Consider the following 18,347-nt stretch of genomic DNA (forward strand, 5'->3'; position numbering starts at 1 on the left):
GGGTTGCGAATTCCGCTGCCGGAATCCGCCGTCATCCTCGGTCGAGGCCCGGCTGACACGAGGTCCGCCGGCGACGTGGAAACGATTAGTTCGCGCGCAGATCGCGCTCGCGCTGGATGACCTCGGTCGCGAGCTTCAGATAGGCCTCGCTGCCGACGCACTTCAGGTCATAGACCAGCACCGGCTTGCCGTAGGACGGTGCCTCGGAGATGCGCACGTTGCGCGGGATCATGGTGTTGTAGACCTTCGATCCCATGAACTGGCGGACGTCGGCGACGACCTGGTTGGACAGGTTGTTGCGCGAGTCGAACATCGTCAGCACGATGCCGTGGATCGACAGGTTCGGGTTCAACGTCGAGCGCACCTGCTCGACGGTCTGCAGCAGCTGCGACAGACCTTCGAGCGCGAAGAACTCACATTGCAGCGGCACCAGGATCGCGTCGGAGGCGGCCATCGCATTGACCGTCAGCAGGTTCAGCGACGGCGGGCAGTCGACCAGCACGTAGGTGTAGTCGCCCTCCGGCGAGACGTTGTTGTTGAGGCCGGCGATCGCATCGCGCAGGCGGAAAGCGCGGTTGGCGCTGGCGCCGAGCTCGAGCTCGAGACCCGAGAGGTCCATCGTCGAGGAGGCGATGTGCAGCCGGGGTACGGCGGTCGCCACGACAGCGTCGCGCAGCGATGCCTCGCCGATCAGCACGTCGTAGGTCGAGCAGTTGCGGCTGCCGCGGTCGATGCCGAGACCGGTCGAGGCGTTGCCCTGCGGATCGAGATCGACGATCAGCACGCGCTCGCCGATTGCGGCCAGCGCAGTGCCCAGGTTGATCGCGGTCGTGGTCTTGCCGACCCCGCCCTTCTGGTTGGCGAGCGCCAGGATGCGCGGATGCCCTTCCGGATGAGGGGCTCTATCTTCTTGATAAACTTCATCAATTACGGCCATGCGCGATCGCCATTGGTTGTATCAGCGGTATTCAGCTCTGTCGCTCGATGCAATCGATTGCGACGATCCAGCCCTGCCCGCCCGTCCGGCTGGAGTGAAGTTTCGGCTCAATTTTCCAATACTTAGTAGATTCGGTCAATTCCGCTTCTACATCTTGACCCTTGAGAAACAGCGCTTTCGCGCCTTTTTTCACCAGGGGCTCCGCAAAGCCGATGAGTTGATGTAGCGGAGCCAGCGCGCGCGCAGTGACGCAATCGACTCGCCCGCTCCACTTCTCCACGATATCCCCGATCTCAGATAAATGCACGATCCCCGGAGCGCCGGTAACGCGAATTGCTTCGCGCAAGAACGCCGCCTTCTTGCCGATGCGCTCGACGAGGTGGACCTGGGCGCCGGGTCGCTCGGCCAAGGCGCAGGCCAGCACTACGCCAGGGAAGCCACCGCCACTGCCAAGGTCGACCCAGATTTTTGCGTCGGGTGCGAGGTCGAGGAGCTGCAGTGAGTCCGCGATGTGGCGCGTCCAGAGATGCGGAAGAGTCGATGGCGCGACGAGGTTGGTCTTAGCCTGCCACTCGAGCAGGAGCGCGACATAGCGGTCGAGGCGCTGCTCCGTTTCACGTGAAACAGGAACAAGCGCGAGTGCCTCGGCCCTGTCGGCGCTGAGGTCATTGGCCGCCAATGCTGACGATGTTCGTTTCACGTGAAACGCCCTCAGCCCGCGATCCTGTTGCGCGCTTCACGGCGGAGATAAGCCGCCAGAATTCCAAGCGCGGCCGGCGTCATCCCGTCGATCCGACCCGCCTGCCCGATCGTCCACGGCTTCGCCGCCGTGAGCTTGGCGCGCGCCTCGTTCGAGAGGCCCGGGACATCAGCGTAATCGATCTCGCCGAGCACCAAGCCCTCGTCGCGGCGGAAGGCCTCGACGTCCTCGCTCTGGCGGCGGACATAGACATCATATTTCGCATCGATCTCAAGATGGGTGGCGATGCCCAGGTCGATCGCGCCGAGCTCGGGCCAGATCGCCCGCACCTCGGCGAAGCCGATCTCCGGATAGGCCATCAGCTCGAACGCCGAGCGCCGCTGGCCGTCGCGGTTGAGCGTCAGCCCATGCTTGGCCGCCTCGTTGGGCGTGATCGTCAGTGACTTCGCCACGGCGCGGGCGGAGTCAAGCGCTTCCATCTTGGCTCGGTGAAACCGCGAGCGCTCGCCCCCGACGCAGCCCAGGGCAATGCCCTTGCCGGTCAGCCGCTGATCGGCGTTGTCCGCTCGGAGCGTCAGACGATACTCGGCGCGCGAGGTGAACATCCGATACGGCTCGGTGATCCCGCGGGTCACGAGATCGTCGATCATCACGCCGAGATAACCATCAGCCCGGTCGAACACGATCGGCTCCCCGCCTCCCGCCGCCAGCGCGGCGTTGAGCCCGGCGACGAGGCCCTGCGCGGCCGCCTCCTCATATCCGGTCGTGCCGTTGATCTGGCCCGCGAGGAACAGTCCCTTCGTCCGCTTGGTCTGCAGCGTCGGCTCGAGCTCGCGCGGATCGACGTGGTCATATTCGATCGCATAGCCCGGCCGGATCATCCGGACCCGCTCCAGGCCCGGGATGGTCGGCAGCAGCGCGAGCTGAACCTCCTCCGGCAGCGAGGTCGAGATGCCGTTGGGATAGACGGTCGTATCGTCGAGCCCTTCCGGCTCCAGAAAGATCTGGTGGCCGTCGCGATCGCCGAAGCGAACGATCTTGTCCTCGACCGAGGGGCAGTAGCGCGGACCGGTCGACTTGATCTGGCCGGAGTACATCGGCGAGCGATGCACGTTGGCGCGGATCACATCGTGGGTCGCGGTTGTCGTCCGGGTGATGCCGCACTGGATCTGAGGTGTGGTGATCTCTTTGGTCAGGACAGAGAACGGCTCGGCCGGATCATCGCCCGGCTGCATCTCGATGGCGGCCCAGTCGATGGTCGTGCCGTCGAGGCGCGGCGGCGTCCCGGTCTTGAGGCGGCCGAGCTTGAAACCGATCGCCTCCAGCGATCCCGACAACCCCAGGGCCGACGCTTCGTCGACCCGACCGGCCGGCCAGGTCCTCTCGCCCAGATGGATGAGGCCGCGGAGAAAGGTGCCGGTGGTGATCACCACCGCGCCGCTGGTGAAGGTTCGACCGTCGGCCAGTGTAAGACCGGTGATACGTCCATCGGCGATGAGCAGTTCGTCGGCTTCGCCTTCGATCACAGCCAGATTGGGGATCGCCGAGATCGCCGCCTGCATCGCTGCAGCATAGAGCTTGCGGTCGGCCTGGGCACGTGGACCGCGAACGGCGGGTCCCTTGCGGCGGTTCAGAACGCGAAACTGGATCCCGCCGGCATCGGCGACGCGGCCCATGAGGCCATCCAGGGCATCTACCTCCCGCACGAGATGGCCCTTGCCCAGCCCGCCGATGGCGGGATTGCACGACATGGCCCCGATGGTCGCGAACCGGTGGGTGACCAAGGCGGTGCGGGCGCCCATGCGCGCCGAAGCCGCGGCCGACTCACAACCGGCGTGGCCGCCGCCGATCACGATGACGTCGTATGAGGTCAGATGCTCATTCATGGCGGATATCTAGCGCTCGCAGATCGGGCCTGGAAGTCGTTTCACGTGAAACATTGACGCGGAACGGCTGAGTGTTTCACGTGAAACATTCTGACGGCCTTCATGCGGATGTTTCACGTGAGACACCCGCTGTGCCCGACTCTCTGTTTCACGTGAAACACGTTGACGTTCGATTAACCAAGCAAGACTTCGTTAGGCATATTCCGCTCGTAGCGGAGTGGCCTATTTCCCGATGCAGAACTCGCGGAAGATGACATCGAGCAGATCCTCGACATCTACCCGGCCGAGAAGGCGTCCCAGGGCAAGCGCCGCGATCCGCAGCTCCTCCGCGGCCAGCTCTTCGCCGAGATCAACTGCTGCGATGCTCCGGCGGAGCGCGGCAGCGGTGTCGTTCAGCAGTGTCCGTTGCCGCTCCCGCGTGATCAGACCGCTCTCGATCGAGCCAAAATAGTCGCGCGCAAATCCGACCAGCGCCTCCAGCAGGCCGGACAGCCCCTGCCCGCTTTGTGCCGAGATGCGGAACGACCGGCCGTCGCCTTCGGAAGCAATTTTCGTCACCCGCTCAGACGACTCCAGATCGACCTTGTTGCGGATCCGCCAGACCGGCACCTCTCCTTGCTGCTCGGCTTCTGCGAGGTCGTCCTCGGCGAGCCACAATACGAGATCTGCCTGCGCGGCGCGGTCCCGGGCGCGACGGACACCCTCCTGCTCCACCGGATCGTCGGTCTCCCGGATGCCGGCGGTGTCGATCACCGTCACCGGATAGCCATCGAGGTCGAGCTGCACCTCGATCAGGTCGCGGGTCGTGCCGGCATGCGGCGAGACGATCGCGACCTCGCGACGCGCCAGCTGGTTCATCAGGGTCGACTTGCCGGCATTTGGCGGTCCGGCAATGACCACGGTCAGCCCATCGCGCAACTGCTCTGCCCGGCCCTGCGCCGAGAGGACGCTGTCGATCTCGGTGAGAAGCTGGGTGATCCGGGTCAGCGCCGGCGCCATCAGCTCGGCCGGCACATCGCCCTCGTCCGCGAAGTCGATCCCGGCCTCGATCAGCGCCGACGCCTGGATGATCTGGTCGCGCCAGCTGCGTGCCTTGTCCCCCAGCAAACCTTTCAGCTGCCGTAGCGCCTGGCGTCGCTGGCGATCCGTATCGGCATGGATCAGATCGTCGAGGCCTTCGGCCTCGGTCAGATCGATCTTGCCGTTCTCGAACGCGCGCCGGGTGAACTCCCCGGGCTCGGCGGCGCGCATCTGCGGCATGCCCGACAGCACCGCGAACAGCATCGCGATGACCGCGCGGCTGCCGTGAACGTGCAGCTCGGCAACGTCTTCGCCGGTCGCACTGGCCGGAGCAGGAAACCACAGCACGACGGCATCGTCGATCGGCTCGTGGCTAGCATCTCGAAGCAGTACCCGTGTCGCCAGCCGTGGAGCGGGCAGCTTGCCCGCAAGCATCCGGAGCGCGGCCCCCGCCTGCGACCCAGACAGTCTGACGATCGCGATTGCGCTCGGCAAACGTCCGGAGGACAGCGCGTAGATGGTCTGGTCGTGCGGATGCATGGTGCTCAGTTGGGCTTCGCCGTGCGGAAAGACAATCAGTTTAGAGCGGCATGCTTTACGCCGATTGCCAATGTCTTCCAGACGAACCTGCCCCCTCGTCCTGAGGAGCTGCGCAGCAGCGTCTCGAAGGATGCGGCCCGTGACCCTCGAGCCGGAAATGACCGACTCATTGCTGCAGACGTGCTGGCGTTGCTCGCCGGATCAAGCCTTGGCATGGCCAACAGCGGCAGCGTGATGCCCAAACAAAAAGGGCGCTCCGAAGAGCGCCCTTTCCAAACTCTGCGATCGGATCCCGATCAGGTGTTCATCGACTCGAAGAACTCCGAATTGCTCTTGGTGCTGCGGAGCTTATCGAGCAGGAAGTCGATCGCGTCCATCGTGCCCATCGGATTGAGGATGCGGCGGAGCACGTACATCTTCTTGAGGTTCTGCGACTCGGTGATGAGCTCCTCTTTGCGGGTGCCGGAGCGGGCGATGTCGATCGCCGGGAAGGTCCGCTTGTCGGCGACCTTGCGGTCGAGGATGAGCTCGGAGTTGCCGGTGCCCTTGAACTCTTCGAAGATGACCTCGTCCATGCGGCTGCCGGTGTCGACCAGCGCAGTGGCGATGATCGTCAGCGAGCCGCCCTCTTCGATGTTGCGGGCGGCACCGAAGAAGCGCTTCGGCCGCTGCAGCGCGTTGGCGTCGACACCGCCGGTCAGCACCTTGCCCGAGGATGGCACCACGGTGTTGTAGGCGCGGCCGAGGCGGGTGATCGAGTCCAGCAGGATGACGACATCGCGGCCGTGCTCGACCAGGCGCTTGGCCTTCTCGATCACCATTTCTGCGACCTGCACGTGGCGCACCGCCGGCTCGTCGAAGGTCGACGACACGACCTCGCCCTTCACCGAACGCTGCATGTCCGTGACTTCTTCCGGACGCTCGTCGATGAGGAGAACGATGAGGTAGCACTCGGGATGATTGGCGGTGATCGAGTGCGCGATGTTCTGCATCAACACTGTCTTGCCGGTGCGCGGCGGCGCGACGATCAGGGCGCGCTGGCCCTTGCCGATCGGGGCCACGATGTCGATGACCCGCGATGACAGATCCTTGCGCGTTGCGTCCTCGATCTCGAGCCGGAAGCGCTCGTCCGGGAACAGCGGCGTCAGGTTGTCGAAATTGACCTTGTGCTTGGACTTCTCGGGATCCTCGAAGTTCAGCGTGTTGACCTTGAGCAGCGCGAAGTAACGCTCGCCCTCTTTCGGGCTGCGGATGTGACCCTCGATGGTGTCACCGGTGCGCAGGCCGAAGCGGCGGATCTGCGACGGCGAGACGTAGATGTCGTCGGGGCCGGGCAGGTAGTTGGCGTCGGGCGAACGGAGGAAGCCGAAGCCGTCGGAGAGAACCTCGACGACGCCTTCGCCGATGATGTCCGTCTCCTGGATGGCGAGTTGCTTGAGGATGGCGAACATCAGCTCCTGCTTGCGCATCGTGCTGGCGTTCTCGACCCCGCTTTCCTCCGCGAAGGAGACGAGCTCGGCCGGCGTCTTTGACTTGAGGTCCTGTAGTTTCATTTCCCGCATTGGGGGTGGTCCTGTGGAAGCGACTTGGGAGGGATGCGAGGTGGCTGTGGGAAGGCGGACGAAAATGAGGTCCGCAGGTCTGAGCAAGGTTGGCGCCTATGAGGCACCAGACCTGATGCGGCGGCCGGTCAAACCGGAACGCAACCACATCCGCCTGCGTGGGGTGGGATATCCCCAATATAGAAAATTGCGCCGCCGTTCGCAAGGCATCTGCGGCGGAGCGGTATTCTCGTGAAACAGATCAGAACGGCTTGACGATCACGAGAATCACGATACCGATCATCAATACCGTTGGTACCTCGTTGATAATGCGGTAGAATTTCTGGCTACGCGTATTCTGATCGTTGCCGAATTCCCGCACCCAGCGGGTGAACAGGCCATGGACGCCCGACATGATCAGAACCAGCAGGAATTTCGCATGAAACCAGCCGCTGGTATACCAGTGATCGGCCCACGCCAAGTAAAGCCCGGCAAGCCAGGTCACCGTGATCGCCGGATTGATGATCGCCTTGAGCAGGCGACGCTCCATGATCTTGAACGTCTCGGACTGCTTCGAGCCGATCTCAGCGTCGCAGTGATAGACGAACAGGCGCGGCAGATACAGCATGCCGGCCATCCACGCGATGACCGCAATGACGTGCAGCGCCTTGATCCACTCGTACATCGGCTGGGCGATCCTCTTGGCCGGCTGGCCATCACGTTGGGAGGCGAGACATATCCGCTCGCTCGATCCCTTCCAAACCAAATAATTTTAGAATCTTAGGGTTTGAGTCTAGGTAGCGGTGGATTGGACTCATGCAATCCTGTCAGCAAATTTCCCGCAGCTTGTTCACATCCCTCAACAGGCACCGATCGAGCACCGGCTGTCATGCGAGTCCGAAGTGATTCAAATGCTTGCCGAAAAGCTTCGACAGCTTATCCAGAGACAAAGCAGCCTCGCCCCGATATCATCGCAACGTTGCCTGGCGTTTTCCCGGACGGCGACCATGTGCAGAAGAATCGGGGTTATACAAAGGGGGCCCATCAGCGCTGCTTTTTGGCCCCATCCTTCACAGGGATTCACAGATCGTTAAGGATTTGATGCCCACCACCGGCAATTACTTTCACCTGCATCTGGTTTCCGACTCAACCGGCGAAACCCTGATCACGGTCGCGCGAGCTGTCGCCGCGCAATACGCCAATGTGACGCCGGTGGAGCATGTCTATCCGCTGGTCCGCAGCCAGAAGCAGCTCGATCGCGTGCTCGACGAGATCGAGGAGGCGCCGGGCATCGTGCTGTTCACCCTGCTCGAGAAGGATCTGGTGAGCCGGCTCGAGGCCAAGTGCCAGCAGATCAACATCCCGAGCCTGTCGATCATCGGCCCGGTGATGCAATTGTTCGAGGCGTATCTCGGCGCGGCAACCGCGGGGCGCGTCGGCGCGCAGCACGTGCTGAATGCCGAATATTTCGCGCGCATCGACGCGCTGAACTACACGATGTTGCACGACGACGGCCAGATGGTCGACGGTCTCGAGGAAGCGGACGTCGTGCTGGTCGGCGTCTCCAGGACCTCGAAGACGCCGACCTCGATCTATCTCGCCAACCGCGGCGTCCGCACCGCCAACGTGCCGCTGGTGCCGGGCATTCCGATTCCGCATCAGCTGGAGACGCTGAAGAAGCCGCTCGTGGTCAGCCTGCACGCGACGCCGGAACGTTTGATCCAGGTGCGGCAGAATCGCCTGCTGAGCATGGGTGCCGAAAGCGGCAACGAGAACTATATCGACAAGCAGTCGGTCACCGACGAAGTGGCGTATGCGCGCAAGCTCAGCGCCAGGTTCAACTGGGTGATGCTCGACGTGACGCGCCGCTCGATCGAAGAGACCGCGGCCGCGATCCTGAAACTTTATACCGACCGGCAGCGGCAGCGCCTGCCGGAATGAGTTGACGACGATGACCTTATGGTGTGGTGACGAGCCGCTGGTTCTGGCCTCGCAGAGTCGAGCCCGGCGCATGCTGCTCGAGAATGCCGGCCTCGCTTGCGAGGCCCTCGCGGCCGATATCGACGAGCGGGCGATTCAAGCCGAGGCAGGACTGGTTGCTCCCTATGAGATTGCGCTGCATCTGGCCACGGCCAAGGCGCAGGCGGTCTCGGCGGTCAAGCCTGGCTCCTACGTGATCGGCGCGGACCAGACGCTGGCGCTCGGCGAACGCATGTTCAACAAGCCGGCGGGGCGTCAGCAGGCCATGCACCAGCTGTTGGCCCTGGCCGGGCGGACCCATGCGCTGCATTCGGCGATTGCAGTGGTGCGCAACGGCGAGGTGCTGTTTTCGCATGTCGCCGTGGCCTGGATGACGATGCGGACGCTCACCGAGAGCGACGTTGCCTGCTATCTCGACACGGCCGGCCCGGCGGTGATGTCGAGCGTCGGTGCCTATCAGCTCGAAGGCCTCGGCGTGCATCTGTTCGACCGCATCGATGGCGATCATTTCACAATACTCGGCCTGCCCTTGCTTCCGCTGCTGGCCTATTTGCGTGAAGCACGGCTGCTCAGGTTCTAGGACCGCGTCGGGATCACTGGGGAGCGAACGCGGATGAGAGTGCTGGGGCTGACCGGCTCGATGGGAATGGGAAAGTCGACGACGGCGAAGCTGTTCGCCGAAGCTGGCGTCCCCGTCTACGATGCCGACGCCACGGTCCATCACGTCTATAGTGGTGAGGCGGCTCCGGCCATCGAAGCCGCGTTCCCAGGAACCACTGTCGACGGCAAGGTCGACCGCCCCAAACTGTCGGCGAAGGTGGTCGGGGATCCCGCGGCGATCCGTCGTCTCGAAGCGATCGTCCATCCGATGCTGCGCTCCTATCATCAGAAGTTTCTCGACGATGCCGAGCAGTCCGGCGTGCCGGTCGCCGTCGTCGACGTCCCGCTGCTGTTCGAGACCGGTGGTGACAAGCGCGTCGATGCGGTCGTTGTCGTCTCGACCTCGCCCGAGATCCAGCGTCAGCGCATCCTGGCGCGCGGCACGATGACGGAAGAGGCGCTGGATGCGCTGCTGGCGCGGCAGATGCCCGACGCCGAAAAACGCGCGCGAGCGGATTTCATCGTGGATACCTCGCACGGGCTTGACCCGGTGCGCGCCCGCATCCGCGACATTCTGGACGAGGTCGTTAAGATGCCGCGGCGTCGCGCCTGATTCGACGGCGCGGCAGGACCTGCGGACGGACCCATGCGTGAGATCGTGCTCGACACCGAAACCACCGGCCTCGACGCCCTCCGGGGCGATCGCCTGGTCGAGATCGGTTGCGTCGAGATCATCAACCGCATGCCGACCGGCCAAGTCTTTCACCGCTACATCAATCCAGAACGCGACATGCCCGCCGAGGCATTCGCGGTCCACGGCCTGTCGTCAGAATTCCTCGCCGACAAGCCGCTGTTCCACGAGGTGGTCGAGGACTTCATGGCGTTCATCGGCGATGCGCCGCTGGTGATCCACAACGCCTCGTTCGACATCGGCTTCATCAATGCCGAGCTCGACCGCGTCAAGCGGGCGGCTATCCCGCGCGATCGTCTGGTTGATACGCTGCTGCTGGCGCGCCGGAAACATCCGGGTGTGTCGAACAGGCTCGACGATCTCTGCTCGCGCTATGCGATCGACAATTCGCGCCGGACCAAGCACGGCGCGCTGCTCGACGCCGAACTCCTGGCCGAGGTCTATGTCGACCTGGTCGGTGCCCGCCAGTCGCAGCTGATCCTGACCCAGGACACGCAGGAGATCCGCATTGGCGGGGCTGGCGACACGCCGCGCCGCCAGCGCGATGTTCCCTTGGCCCCGCGCGTCACCGAGGCGGAACGGGAGGCGCATCGCGCCTTCATCGCCACCTTGGGCGACAAGCCGATCTGGATGGAATTCCTGGCCGGCACGTGATCCGCGCTTCGAGGCTGCGGACCACGACCGTCAATCATGGCTAATGAAAACTGAACGGAATCAGCTCGGCCGGATCTGACCGGCTTGCGCGGCCTGACGCTCCATGTTCTGGCGGTACAGGCTGACGAAGTCGACCGGGTCGAGCATCAGGGGCGGGAAGCCGCCATCGCGGACCGAATTGGCAACGATCTCGCGGGCAAACGGGAACAACAGCCGCGGGCACTCGATCAGCAGCATCGGCGACAGGTGCTCCTGGGGAACGTTGACCAGCCGGAACACGCCGCCATAGACCAGATCGAAGCTGAACATGACCTGGCTGCCGCTCTCAGCCTTGCCCTCGATCGTCAGCGTCACCTCATATTCAGTCTCCGCCAGGGCGTTGGCGCCGACATTGATCTGTATGTTGATCTGCGGCGGCTGACCTTGCGGCGCGAGAGACTGCGGAGCATTCGGATTCTCAAACGAGAGATCCTTGATGTATTGCGCCAGTACGTTCAGCTGGGGAGGAGGGGCCGCCTCGGGATTGGCGCCGTTACCGTTGGTCATCGAAGTGTTCTCCTGGCACAAAAAGCGGGTCGTTGCGGCGCGTGGCTACCATAGGGCCGGCTTGTTCCACAAGGACGAGCCGCCAGCGGGCCTTATTGGCCGCCAATCAAGCTTGTCCCGGCCTGCTGTGCCACCATTTGTCGCATGAAGCGTTCGGCAGCTCGGTCTGGCGTTGGCAGGGATCGAAACACCGGCGATCCGATTTCCCCTTGGCAGGGAAACGGGTTAGGATCGCTGTGCCACAATGTGCCATTGGCCGGGCCCAATTCGATGACTACATCCGGTCAAAGCCAGCGTTCACGGGTCTTAACCAGGATCCTGTAACACGGGCGTCCGCAGGACGGGTCCAGCCGCCAGCCGGCCCGACGAAGTCAGAAAGCGAAACGACGTGTTTGATATTTATACCATCATCTTCCTGGCATTGGCGGTCTTCATCTTCGTGCGCCTGCGCGCCGTGCTCGGGCAACGGACGGGCGACGAGAGGACCCCGTTCGATCGGGCCGCCCGCAACACGGTGCAAGGGGCTCCCGACAACCGCGTGATGCCGGTTCCCGGAGCGTCGGTGGATGCAGGAGGGCCCGGCGGGGGCACCGACATCGGCGTTACGAGTGATCGCTGGCGGGGCCTGGCCGAGCCGGGCACGCCGCTGGCGCGTGGACTCGACGCGGTCGTGGGGCAGGATTCCTCGTTCGACCCGCGCCATTTCCTGACCGGCGCCCGCAGCGCCTATGAGATGATCGTGCTGGCCTTCGCCAATGGCGATCGCCGCGCCTTGCGCGACCTGCTCTCGTCCGAGGTCTATGACAGCTTCGAGTCCGTCATCAAGGATCGCGAGAAGAACGAGCAGAAGACCGAGACGCGGTTCGTCTCGATCGATACCGCCGAGCTGGTCGGCGCCGATGTGCGCGATCGCACGGCGCAACTGACGGTGCGGTTCGTCTCGCAGATGATCTCCGTGACCCGCGACAAGATGGGCAACATCGTCGACGGCAATCCGGACAAGGTCGCCGATATCACCGACATCTGGACCTTCGCGCGCGAGACCGGTTCGCGCGATCCGAACTGGAAGCTTGTGGGAACCGGCAGCCACTGAGCTGGAATGACACCGGCGATGTCGGTGTCGAATGATCGCAACAATTGCGATCGGCACGTCAACGGACCTGACTGAGGGGAGACCGACGCGGCGGCGATTGTTTAGTCCTGTTTTTTCCGAGCTTCGCGTTGATTGGTCCTTTGATGGTGCGCAGGCATGGTTCGCGAAATCTGGAAGCGGGGATTCACCGCCCGTAGCCTCAGATACTGGACGCCGGCGCTCGCCCTGAGCGTCGCGGCCGTGGCGCTCGCGCCTTATGCGGCCGAGGCCGTGCGGGCCCGCCATCGCTCGCCCACATCAGCCGCGCCGGTGCGCCACCTGCCCTACCCTCAGCTCGACTGGCCGCTCGAAATCGCCAACAGCCAATATGCGCCGCTGCAGTGGAGCGAGGTGCCCGGCTGGAACGATGACGATCAGCTTGCGGCCTACAGGACGTTCCGCGCGAGCTGCAAGCCGATCGCGGCGAAGCCCGACGGCGCCGCCGAGGACAAGGCGCTCGGCGATTCTCTGCGCGATCCCTGCCGCGATGCGCGCGCTGCCGATCTCGCCGACAATGCGGCGGCGCGCACGTTCTTCGAACGGCATTTCGAGCCGCTCAAGATCTCCAAGCTCGGCGATGCCGACGGCTTCGTCACCGGCTACTACGAGCCTATCATCGAAGGGTCGCGGACGCAGAACGAGGTCTACAACGTTCCGGTCTACCGCCGTCCCTCGAACCTGTTCGTCCGCGGCTTCAAGCAGGACGCGACGAGCCTGCCCAACAAGGGTCCGGTGTATCGCAAGATCGGCCGGCGCAAGCTGGTGCCCTACTACGACCGCGCCGAGATCGAGGATGGTGCCATTGAGGGCCGCGGGCTGGAGATCGCGTGGCTGAGAAATCAGACCGACTTGCTGTTTGCGCAGATCCAGGGCTCGGCGCGCATCAGCCTCGACGACGGCTCCACGGTGCGGATCAACTACGATGCCTACAACGGCCATCCCTATACGCCGGTCGGCCGCATCCTGATCGAGCGCGGCATCATCCCGCGCGAGCAGATGTCGATGCAGCGCATCCGCGAGTGGATGGAGCAGAATCCGAATGGCGCCGACGACCTGCGCCGGATGAACCGCTCCTACATCTTCTTCCGCGAGGTGCAGCTGTCGGAGAAGGACGAGGCGGTCGGCGCCCAGGGCATTCCGCTGACTCCTGGCCGCTCGATCGCGGTCGACAAGTCGCTGCACGTCTACGGCACGCCGTTCTTCATCACCGGCGAGTTGCCGATCGACTCGGAAAAGACCAAGAATCCGTTTCACCGGCTGATGATCGCCCAGGACACGGGATCGGCCATCGTCGGCCCTGCCCGCGCCGATCTCTATTTCGGTGCAGGCCACGAGGCGGGCAAGGTGTCCGGCCGGCTCAAGCACAGCATCCAGTTCGTGATGCTGGTGCCGCGCAGCCTCGACCCGGTCGCACGCGGCCGCAAGATGCCGCTGCCGGACGCGCGTCCGTCAGAAAAGATCGCAAAGCTGTTTCCGCAGCTGCCGCCGACGGACGCTGCGAAGGACGCCGTCAAGGATCTACCCAAAGCTCAGGACCAGGCCAGCACCGCTGCGGCCGTTGCTGCCAAGGACACGAAGGCCCCTGCCCCGACCACCGGTACGAGCGCCGCGACCACGGTGGCGCAGAACGTGGTGGCGCCCCCCGTGCCACTGCCCGAAGCGCGGCCGCGGCTCGAAAGTGATCGCAATCTGCGCCGATTGCGTTATGGCAGACGCACCCGTCACCGCTGATGACAAGCCGTCTCCATGCCTGAAGATCATGTCTGAAGATCCTGAACCGCCGCGCGGCCGTCGCAAGCGCGGCCTGTCCGAGGACGAGCGTACGCTGTGGGAGACGGTCGCGCGCCAGATCAAGCCGTTGCGCAAGATGCCGCGCCCGGTTCGGCCGCATCCGCCGATGGTGACCGCGGAGCCGCAGCCGGACAAGCCGATGACGACGCCGCGTCCGGTCGCGCCACTCGTCGTTCCCAAGCCGGCGATCCCACCGTTGGTCTCGCTCGGCCGTAAGGAGCGCTCGAGATTGTCGCGCGGCCGCAGCGAGATCGACGCCCGGCTCGATCTGCACGGCATGACCCAGAGCCGGGCGCATCAGGCGCTGCATCACTTCCTGCATCGCGCCCAGCATGACGGCCTGACCTTCGTGCTGGTCATCACCGGCAAGGGCACCGTCGGCGCCGATCCCGAACGCGGCGTGCTCCGGCGGCAGGTGCCGCATTGGCTGAGCCTGCCGGAATTCCGCGCGCTGATCGTAGGCTTCGAGGAGGCCAATGTCGGCCATGGCGGCGCCGGCGCGCTCTATGTCCGGATCCGGCGGCCACGCGGCTGAGCATCAGAACGGGCGGATGATGCCGACGCGCGGAATGACCGTGACGATCCAGGCCAGGATCGTGGTCTTGCGATCGTCGCCATCGATCGCGGCCGTGACCTTCGTTGCCGGCAGCGTCTTCACCGCGTGCAGCATCAGCACCATGCAGACCACCCAGCTCGACATCCACCGGGAATAGTCGAACACCATCGCGAACATGATGAGATAGGCGAGGCTGATCACGAGCAGCGCGGCGATGAAGATGTGACGATGACGCGGCTCGAGCGCGGCGATGAGATCCCGGAACGTGCGCCACAGCGGCGCATGCAGCCAGAGCAGCAAGGCATAGACCGGGACGCCGAGCAGGTTCGACGGCAATCGAGCCCAGGTGTCCTGCACCTCCTTCGCCAGCGGCTGGTACCAGACATAGGCGAACTGCAGCAGCTCGGTGCGGGCCGGATCGACCATGCGCGTGCGCAAGTAGGACACGAAGTCAGCCTCCGGCAACGGCATGGTGCCGAGGAACTGCGCGGCGAGGAACAGCACGCCGAGGCCGAGCAGCGCGCTGGCGCCGACCGTGATATCCAGGCGCGTGGTCGAGCGTGGCAAGTAGTAGCGCAGCACGACGATGGCGGCGATGGTCGGCACGTACATCAAGAGATGGATGTGGTGGATCAGCACCAGCACGGCCGAGATGAGCGCCGCGAGCAGGACGTAGGCGATTGAGCCGGCCGGCACCAGCAGCAGGATGATCGCGCCGAGGCAGCCATAGATGTCGAAATGGCCAAGCGTGAACAGGAAGTTCTTGAACACGAACGGCGAGCCGGCGGTGAAGACGAGCAGCGGCAGCTGCGTACGGTCGAGGCCGAAGGTTCGGCGGAACAGCTGTAGGAACAGGACGAAGGTGATCAGCCAGACGCTGCCGGCGAGCGCGAACACCAGCCACACCGGCACCTTCGCCGCGAACAGCCCGACCATCGCCCCGATCAGCGCCCGCTTGATGAAGCCGAAATGATAATCGACCAGCAGGTGGATGTAGGGGATGTAAGGCGGCAGAGTGAGCTTGTACGCGAACACGCCGAGCATCACGGCGGCGTTGACGGCGAGCATCAGGCGCCAGTGCCTGCTGGACACGCCGGTCATGCTAAAGCCGAGCAGTGGCAGGGAGATACGAGGTCCTCGCCAAACCCACCAGTGTCGTCCCGGCCTTGAGCCGGGACCCATAGCCACCGCCGTTCGTGGTGAGGCAAGGCTGGAGCCGCCATCTTCAACTACAATCAGCGTTGGTGGTTATGGGTCCCCGCGTTCGCGGGGACGACAGCGGAATAAGTCGCTTGAGCGGTGGTTAACCCGAGCGCTTGTCGATACGTCGAGCAGCTACAAAATGAACCGGCTCAGATCCGCGTTCTTGGCAAGGTCGCCGATGTGCTGTTGCACGTAGGCGGCGTCGACGCGCATGGTTTCGCCGGAGCGGTCGGAGGCGTTGAAAGAGATGTCGTCGAGCACGCGCTCCATCACCGTCTGCAGCCGGCGCGCGCCGATGTTTTCGACCGTGGAGTTCACCGCCACGGCGATGTCGGCGAGCGCATCGATCGCGTCGTCGGTGATGTCGAGCGTCACGCCCTCGGTCTGCATCAGCGCGACATATTGCTTGATCAGCGACGCCTCCGGCTCGGTCAGGATGCGGCGCATGTCGTCGCGCGTCAGCGCCTGCAGCTCGACGCGGATCGGCAGACGTCCCTGCAGCTCCGGCAGGAGGTCCGATGGCTTGGCGATGTGGAACGCGCCGGACGCGATGAAGAGAATGTGGTCGGTCTTGACGGCGCCGTGCTTGGTCGAGACCGTCGTGCCTTCGATCAATGGCAAGAGGTCGCGCTGCACGCCCTCGCGCGACACGTCGCCGCCAGCGCGGTTCTCGCGCACGCAGATCTTGTCGATCTCGTCGAGGAACACGATGCCGTTGTTCTCGACGACGCTGATCGCCTCAAGCACCAGCTGGTCGCTATCGAGCAGCTTGTCGGATTCCTCGGCAATCAAGAGGTCGTGCGAGGCTTCCACCGTGACGCGTCGCGTCTTGGTGCGGCCGCCCAGCTTGCCAAAGATGTCGCCAATCGAGATCGCGCCCATCTGCGCGCCCGGCATGCCCGGGATCTCGAACATCGGCATGCCGCCACCGGACGACTGCGTCTCGATCTCGATTTCCTTGTCGTTCAGCTCGCCGGCGCGCAGCTTGCGGCGGAACGAGTCGCGGGTCGCGGCGCTGGAGTTGGCGCCGACCAGCGCATCGAGCACGCGCTCCTCGGCGGCGAGCTGGGCGCGCGCGGCGACGTCCTTGCGCTTGCGCTCGCGCACCTGGTGAATCGCGACCTCGACGAGGTCGCGGATGATCTGCTCGACGTCGCGGCCGACATAGCCGACCTCGGTGAACTTGGTCGCCTCCACTTTGAGGAACGGCGCGCCCGCGAGCTTGGCCAGCCGCCGCGCGATCTCGGTCTTACCGACGCCGGTCGGACCGATCATCAGGATGTTCTTCGGCAGCACCTCCTCACGCAGGCCGGCGTCGAGTTGCAGCCGGCGCCAGCGATTGCGGAGCGCGATGGAGACGGCGCGCTTGGCGTCAGCCTGGCCGACGATGAAGCGGTCGAGTTCGGAGACGATTTCGCGGGGGGAAAAGTCGGTCATGGGCTCTAGCTAGGCTCGGATGGGCGGCGAGGCAAGTCGCCGGGCGCACAGGACATCAGGAGCGCACGGCCGTCCGGTGTCTCGATCGGCCGCTCCCGCCTGAATCCCGCCTTTTCGTAGGCGCCGATGGCGCGGACATTGGCCGGCGACGGATCGGTAACCATGCGCGGGACGCCGCGCTGAAACATCAGATCACAAAACGCAGTGATCGCGCGCGGGCCATAGTCGCGTCCCACGTGGTCCTCTCCCGCGACGAGCAAGTCGATCCCGCGGGTGCCCTCCGGCTGCGGACCAAAACCCTCGTTCCATGCGGTCAGGGCGTAGCACTGCAGATAGCCGGACGGCTCGTTGTCGATCAGAATGATATACTGGTCCATCGCCGGCTCGTCGCGGTCGCCGTCGATCAGCGCATATTGCTCGTTCGGATCGCCCCACCATTCGCGAACATGGGGCTGGCTCAGCCAGTCGCGGATCGCGGGCAGGTCGCCTTCGGTCATGAGACGAAAGCCGATGATCATCCGGCCCCTGCCCTCACAGCAGCGGCGGCCCGGCCTGCCAGTGCCGGATCGCCTCGGTCGGATAGACCAGCATCAGGATGTTGAGGGTCAGGTTGTCGCGGATGTGCAGGCCCACCCCGATCTCGAACACGACCGCGATCAGCACGGTCAGCCACACCGGCAGCACCCGCGCCAGCAGGAAGCCGGTCATCATCGCCGCGGTGTCGCCGACCGAGTTGACGATGCTGTCGCCGAAATAGTCGAGCGAGATCGTCGCGGCGCGGTAGCGCTCGATGATGAAGCTGGAATTCTCGACCAGCTCCCAGGCGCCCTCGATCAGCATCGCGATGATCAGCCGCCCCTGCCACGGCAGCCGCGGCACCAGCAGCGCCGTCAGCGCATAGAACAGGAAGCCGTGGATGATGTGCGAGAACGTGTACCAGTCGGTGAGATGCTGCGAGTTCTCCGAACTCTGCACCACGCCATGCCACAGCTTGACGGTGCCGCAGGCGCAGATCGGCAGCCGGCCCATGCCGAACAGGATCGCAGCCTGCGACGCCAGCAGCGCGAGCGCCAGCCCGAGCCAAAGCCCGGACGATCGTCGGGACGGGACGCCGATCTCGCTCGCCGCCATCG

18 protein-coding genes are annotated in these 18,347 nt (G+C 64.5%); 7 read left to right on the forward strand and 11 right to left on the reverse strand.

What is annotated here, in order from left to right; translation table 11 throughout:
• Positions 1-85: 85 nt before the first annotated feature.
• From ACQR07_RS22660 to hemJ, 6 genes are all read right to left on the reverse strand, one after another.
• Positions 86-937, reverse strand: coding sequence for a ParA family protein (locus tag ACQR07_RS22660; protein WP_434869589.1), 852 nt, complete (start codon positions 935-937; stop codon positions 86-88).
• Positions 938-968: 31 nt separating this feature from the next.
• Positions 969-1,637: a 16S rRNA (guanine(527)-N(7))-methyltransferase RsmG gene (gene rsmG, locus ACQR07_RS22665; protein ID WP_434904356.1), complete on the reverse strand. Its 669-nt coding sequence runs from the start codon at positions 1,635-1,637 to the stop codon at positions 969-971.
• An 11-nt stretch (positions 1,638-1,648) separates the two neighbouring features.
• Positions 1,649-3,523: a tRNA uridine-5-carboxymethylaminomethyl(34) synthesis enzyme MnmG gene (gene mnmG, locus ACQR07_RS22670; protein ID WP_434904357.1), complete on the reverse strand. Its 1,875-nt coding sequence runs from the start codon at positions 3,521-3,523 to the stop codon at positions 1,649-1,651.
• Positions 3,524-3,745: 222 nt separating this feature from the next.
• Positions 3,746-5,083, reverse strand: coding sequence for a tRNA uridine-5-carboxymethylaminomethyl(34) synthesis GTPase MnmE (gene mnmE, locus ACQR07_RS22675; RefSeq protein ID WP_434904358.1), 1,338 nt, complete (start codon positions 5,081-5,083; stop codon positions 3,746-3,748).
• Between the two features lie 296 nt (positions 5,084-5,379).
• Entirely contained in the window at positions 5,380-6,645 is a 1,266-nt protein-coding gene (gene rho, locus ACQR07_RS22680; RefSeq protein ID WP_434904359.1) for a transcription termination factor Rho, read from the reverse strand.
• Between the two features lie 241 nt (positions 6,646-6,886).
• Entirely contained in the window at positions 6,887-7,309 is a 423-nt protein-coding gene (gene hemJ / locus ACQR07_RS22685; RefSeq protein WP_434904360.1) for a protoporphyrinogen oxidase HemJ, read from the reverse strand.
• 416 nt (positions 7,310-7,725) lie between these two features.
• On the opposite strand from hemJ, the gene ACQR07_RS22690 reads away from it, so the two are divergent.
• The 4 genes from ACQR07_RS22690 to dnaQ are packed head-to-tail and all read left to right on the forward strand — an operon-like array spanning position 7,726 to position 10,549.
• Positions 7,726-8,565 (forward strand): pyruvate, water dikinase regulatory protein, encoded by an 840-nt coding sequence (locus ACQR07_RS22690; protein WP_434869770.1) that lies wholly within the window; start codon positions 7,726-7,728, stop codon positions 8,563-8,565.
• A 10-nt stretch (positions 8,566-8,575) separates the two neighbouring features.
• Positions 8,576-9,184: a Maf family protein gene (locus tag ACQR07_RS22695; protein WP_434904361.1), complete on the forward strand. Its 609-nt coding sequence runs from the start codon at positions 8,576-8,578 to the stop codon at positions 9,182-9,184.
• A 33-nt stretch (positions 9,185-9,217) separates the two neighbouring features.
• On the forward strand, positions 9,218-9,817 hold the full coding sequence (gene coaE, locus ACQR07_RS22700) for a dephospho-CoA kinase (RefSeq protein WP_434904362.1): 600 nt from the start codon (positions 9,218-9,220) through the stop codon (positions 9,815-9,817).
• Positions 9,818-9,850: 33 nt separating this feature from the next.
• Positions 9,851-10,549, forward strand: coding sequence for a DNA polymerase III subunit epsilon (dnaQ, locus tag ACQR07_RS22705; protein ID WP_434904363.1), 699 nt, complete (start codon positions 9,851-9,853; stop codon positions 10,547-10,549).
• A gap of 60 nt (positions 10,550-10,609) precedes the next feature.
• Here dnaQ and secB read toward each other — a convergent pair whose 3' ends face one another.
• The gene (secB, locus tag ACQR07_RS22710; protein ID WP_434904364.1) at positions 10,610-11,095 is read right to left on the reverse strand and encodes a protein-export chaperone SecB; all 486 of its coding nucleotides are present in this window, start codon (positions 11,093-11,095) and stop codon (positions 10,610-10,612) included.
• Positions 11,096-11,483: 388 nt separating this feature from the next.
• Between secB and ACQR07_RS22715 the strand changes: the two genes are divergently transcribed.
• The 3 genes from ACQR07_RS22715 to ACQR07_RS22725 all read left to right on the forward strand — a co-directional run bounded on the left by ACQR07_RS22715 (position 11,484) and on the right by ACQR07_RS22725 (position 14,553).
• Positions 11,484-12,188 carry a Tim44/TimA family putative adaptor protein gene (locus ACQR07_RS22715; protein WP_434904365.1) on the forward strand — a complete coding sequence of 235 codons (705 nt, stop codon included), beginning with the start codon at positions 11,484-11,486 and terminating at the stop codon, positions 12,186-12,188.
• A 156-nt stretch (positions 12,189-12,344) separates the two neighbouring features.
• Positions 12,345-13,958, forward strand: coding sequence for a murein transglycosylase A (mltA, locus tag ACQR07_RS22720; protein ID WP_434904366.1), 1,614 nt, complete (start codon positions 12,345-12,347; stop codon positions 13,956-13,958).
• Positions 13,959-13,986: 28 nt separating this feature from the next.
• The gene (locus ACQR07_RS22725) at positions 13,987-14,553 is read left to right on the forward strand and encodes a Smr/MutS family protein (RefSeq protein WP_434904367.1); all 567 of its coding nucleotides are present in this window, start codon (positions 13,987-13,989) and stop codon (positions 14,551-14,553) included.
• Positions 14,554-14,556: 3 nt separating this feature from the next.
• On the opposite strand, the gene ACQR07_RS22730 is transcribed toward ACQR07_RS22725, so the two are convergent.
• From ACQR07_RS22730 to ACQR07_RS22745, 4 genes are all read right to left on the reverse strand, one after another.
• The gene (locus ACQR07_RS22730) at positions 14,557-15,675 is read right to left on the reverse strand and encodes a hypothetical protein (protein ID WP_434904368.1); all 1,119 of its coding nucleotides are present in this window, start codon (positions 15,673-15,675) and stop codon (positions 14,557-14,559) included.
• Between the two features lie 234 nt (positions 15,676-15,909).
• Positions 15,910-17,214 (reverse strand): ATP-dependent protease ATPase subunit HslU, encoded by a 1,305-nt coding sequence (hslU, locus tag ACQR07_RS22735; RefSeq protein WP_434904369.1) that lies wholly within the window; start codon positions 17,212-17,214, stop codon positions 15,910-15,912.
• Between the two features lie 5 nt (positions 17,215-17,219).
• Complete coding sequence (locus ACQR07_RS22740) at positions 17,220-17,732, reverse strand: GNAT family N-acetyltransferase (protein WP_434904370.1); 513 nt, start codon at positions 17,730-17,732, stop codon at positions 17,220-17,222.
• Between the two features lie 13 nt (positions 17,733-17,745).
• Complete coding sequence (locus tag ACQR07_RS22745) at positions 17,746-18,345, reverse strand: DUF2585 domain-containing protein (RefSeq protein WP_434904371.1); 600 nt, start codon at positions 18,343-18,345, stop codon at positions 17,746-17,748.
• Positions 18,346-18,347: the final 2 nt, after the last annotated feature.

It is taken from the genome of Bradyrhizobium sp. HKCCYLS20291 (assembly GCF_051167715.1).
Taxonomy (GTDB): domain Bacteria; phylum Pseudomonadota; class Alphaproteobacteria; order Rhizobiales; family Xanthobacteraceae; genus Bradyrhizobium.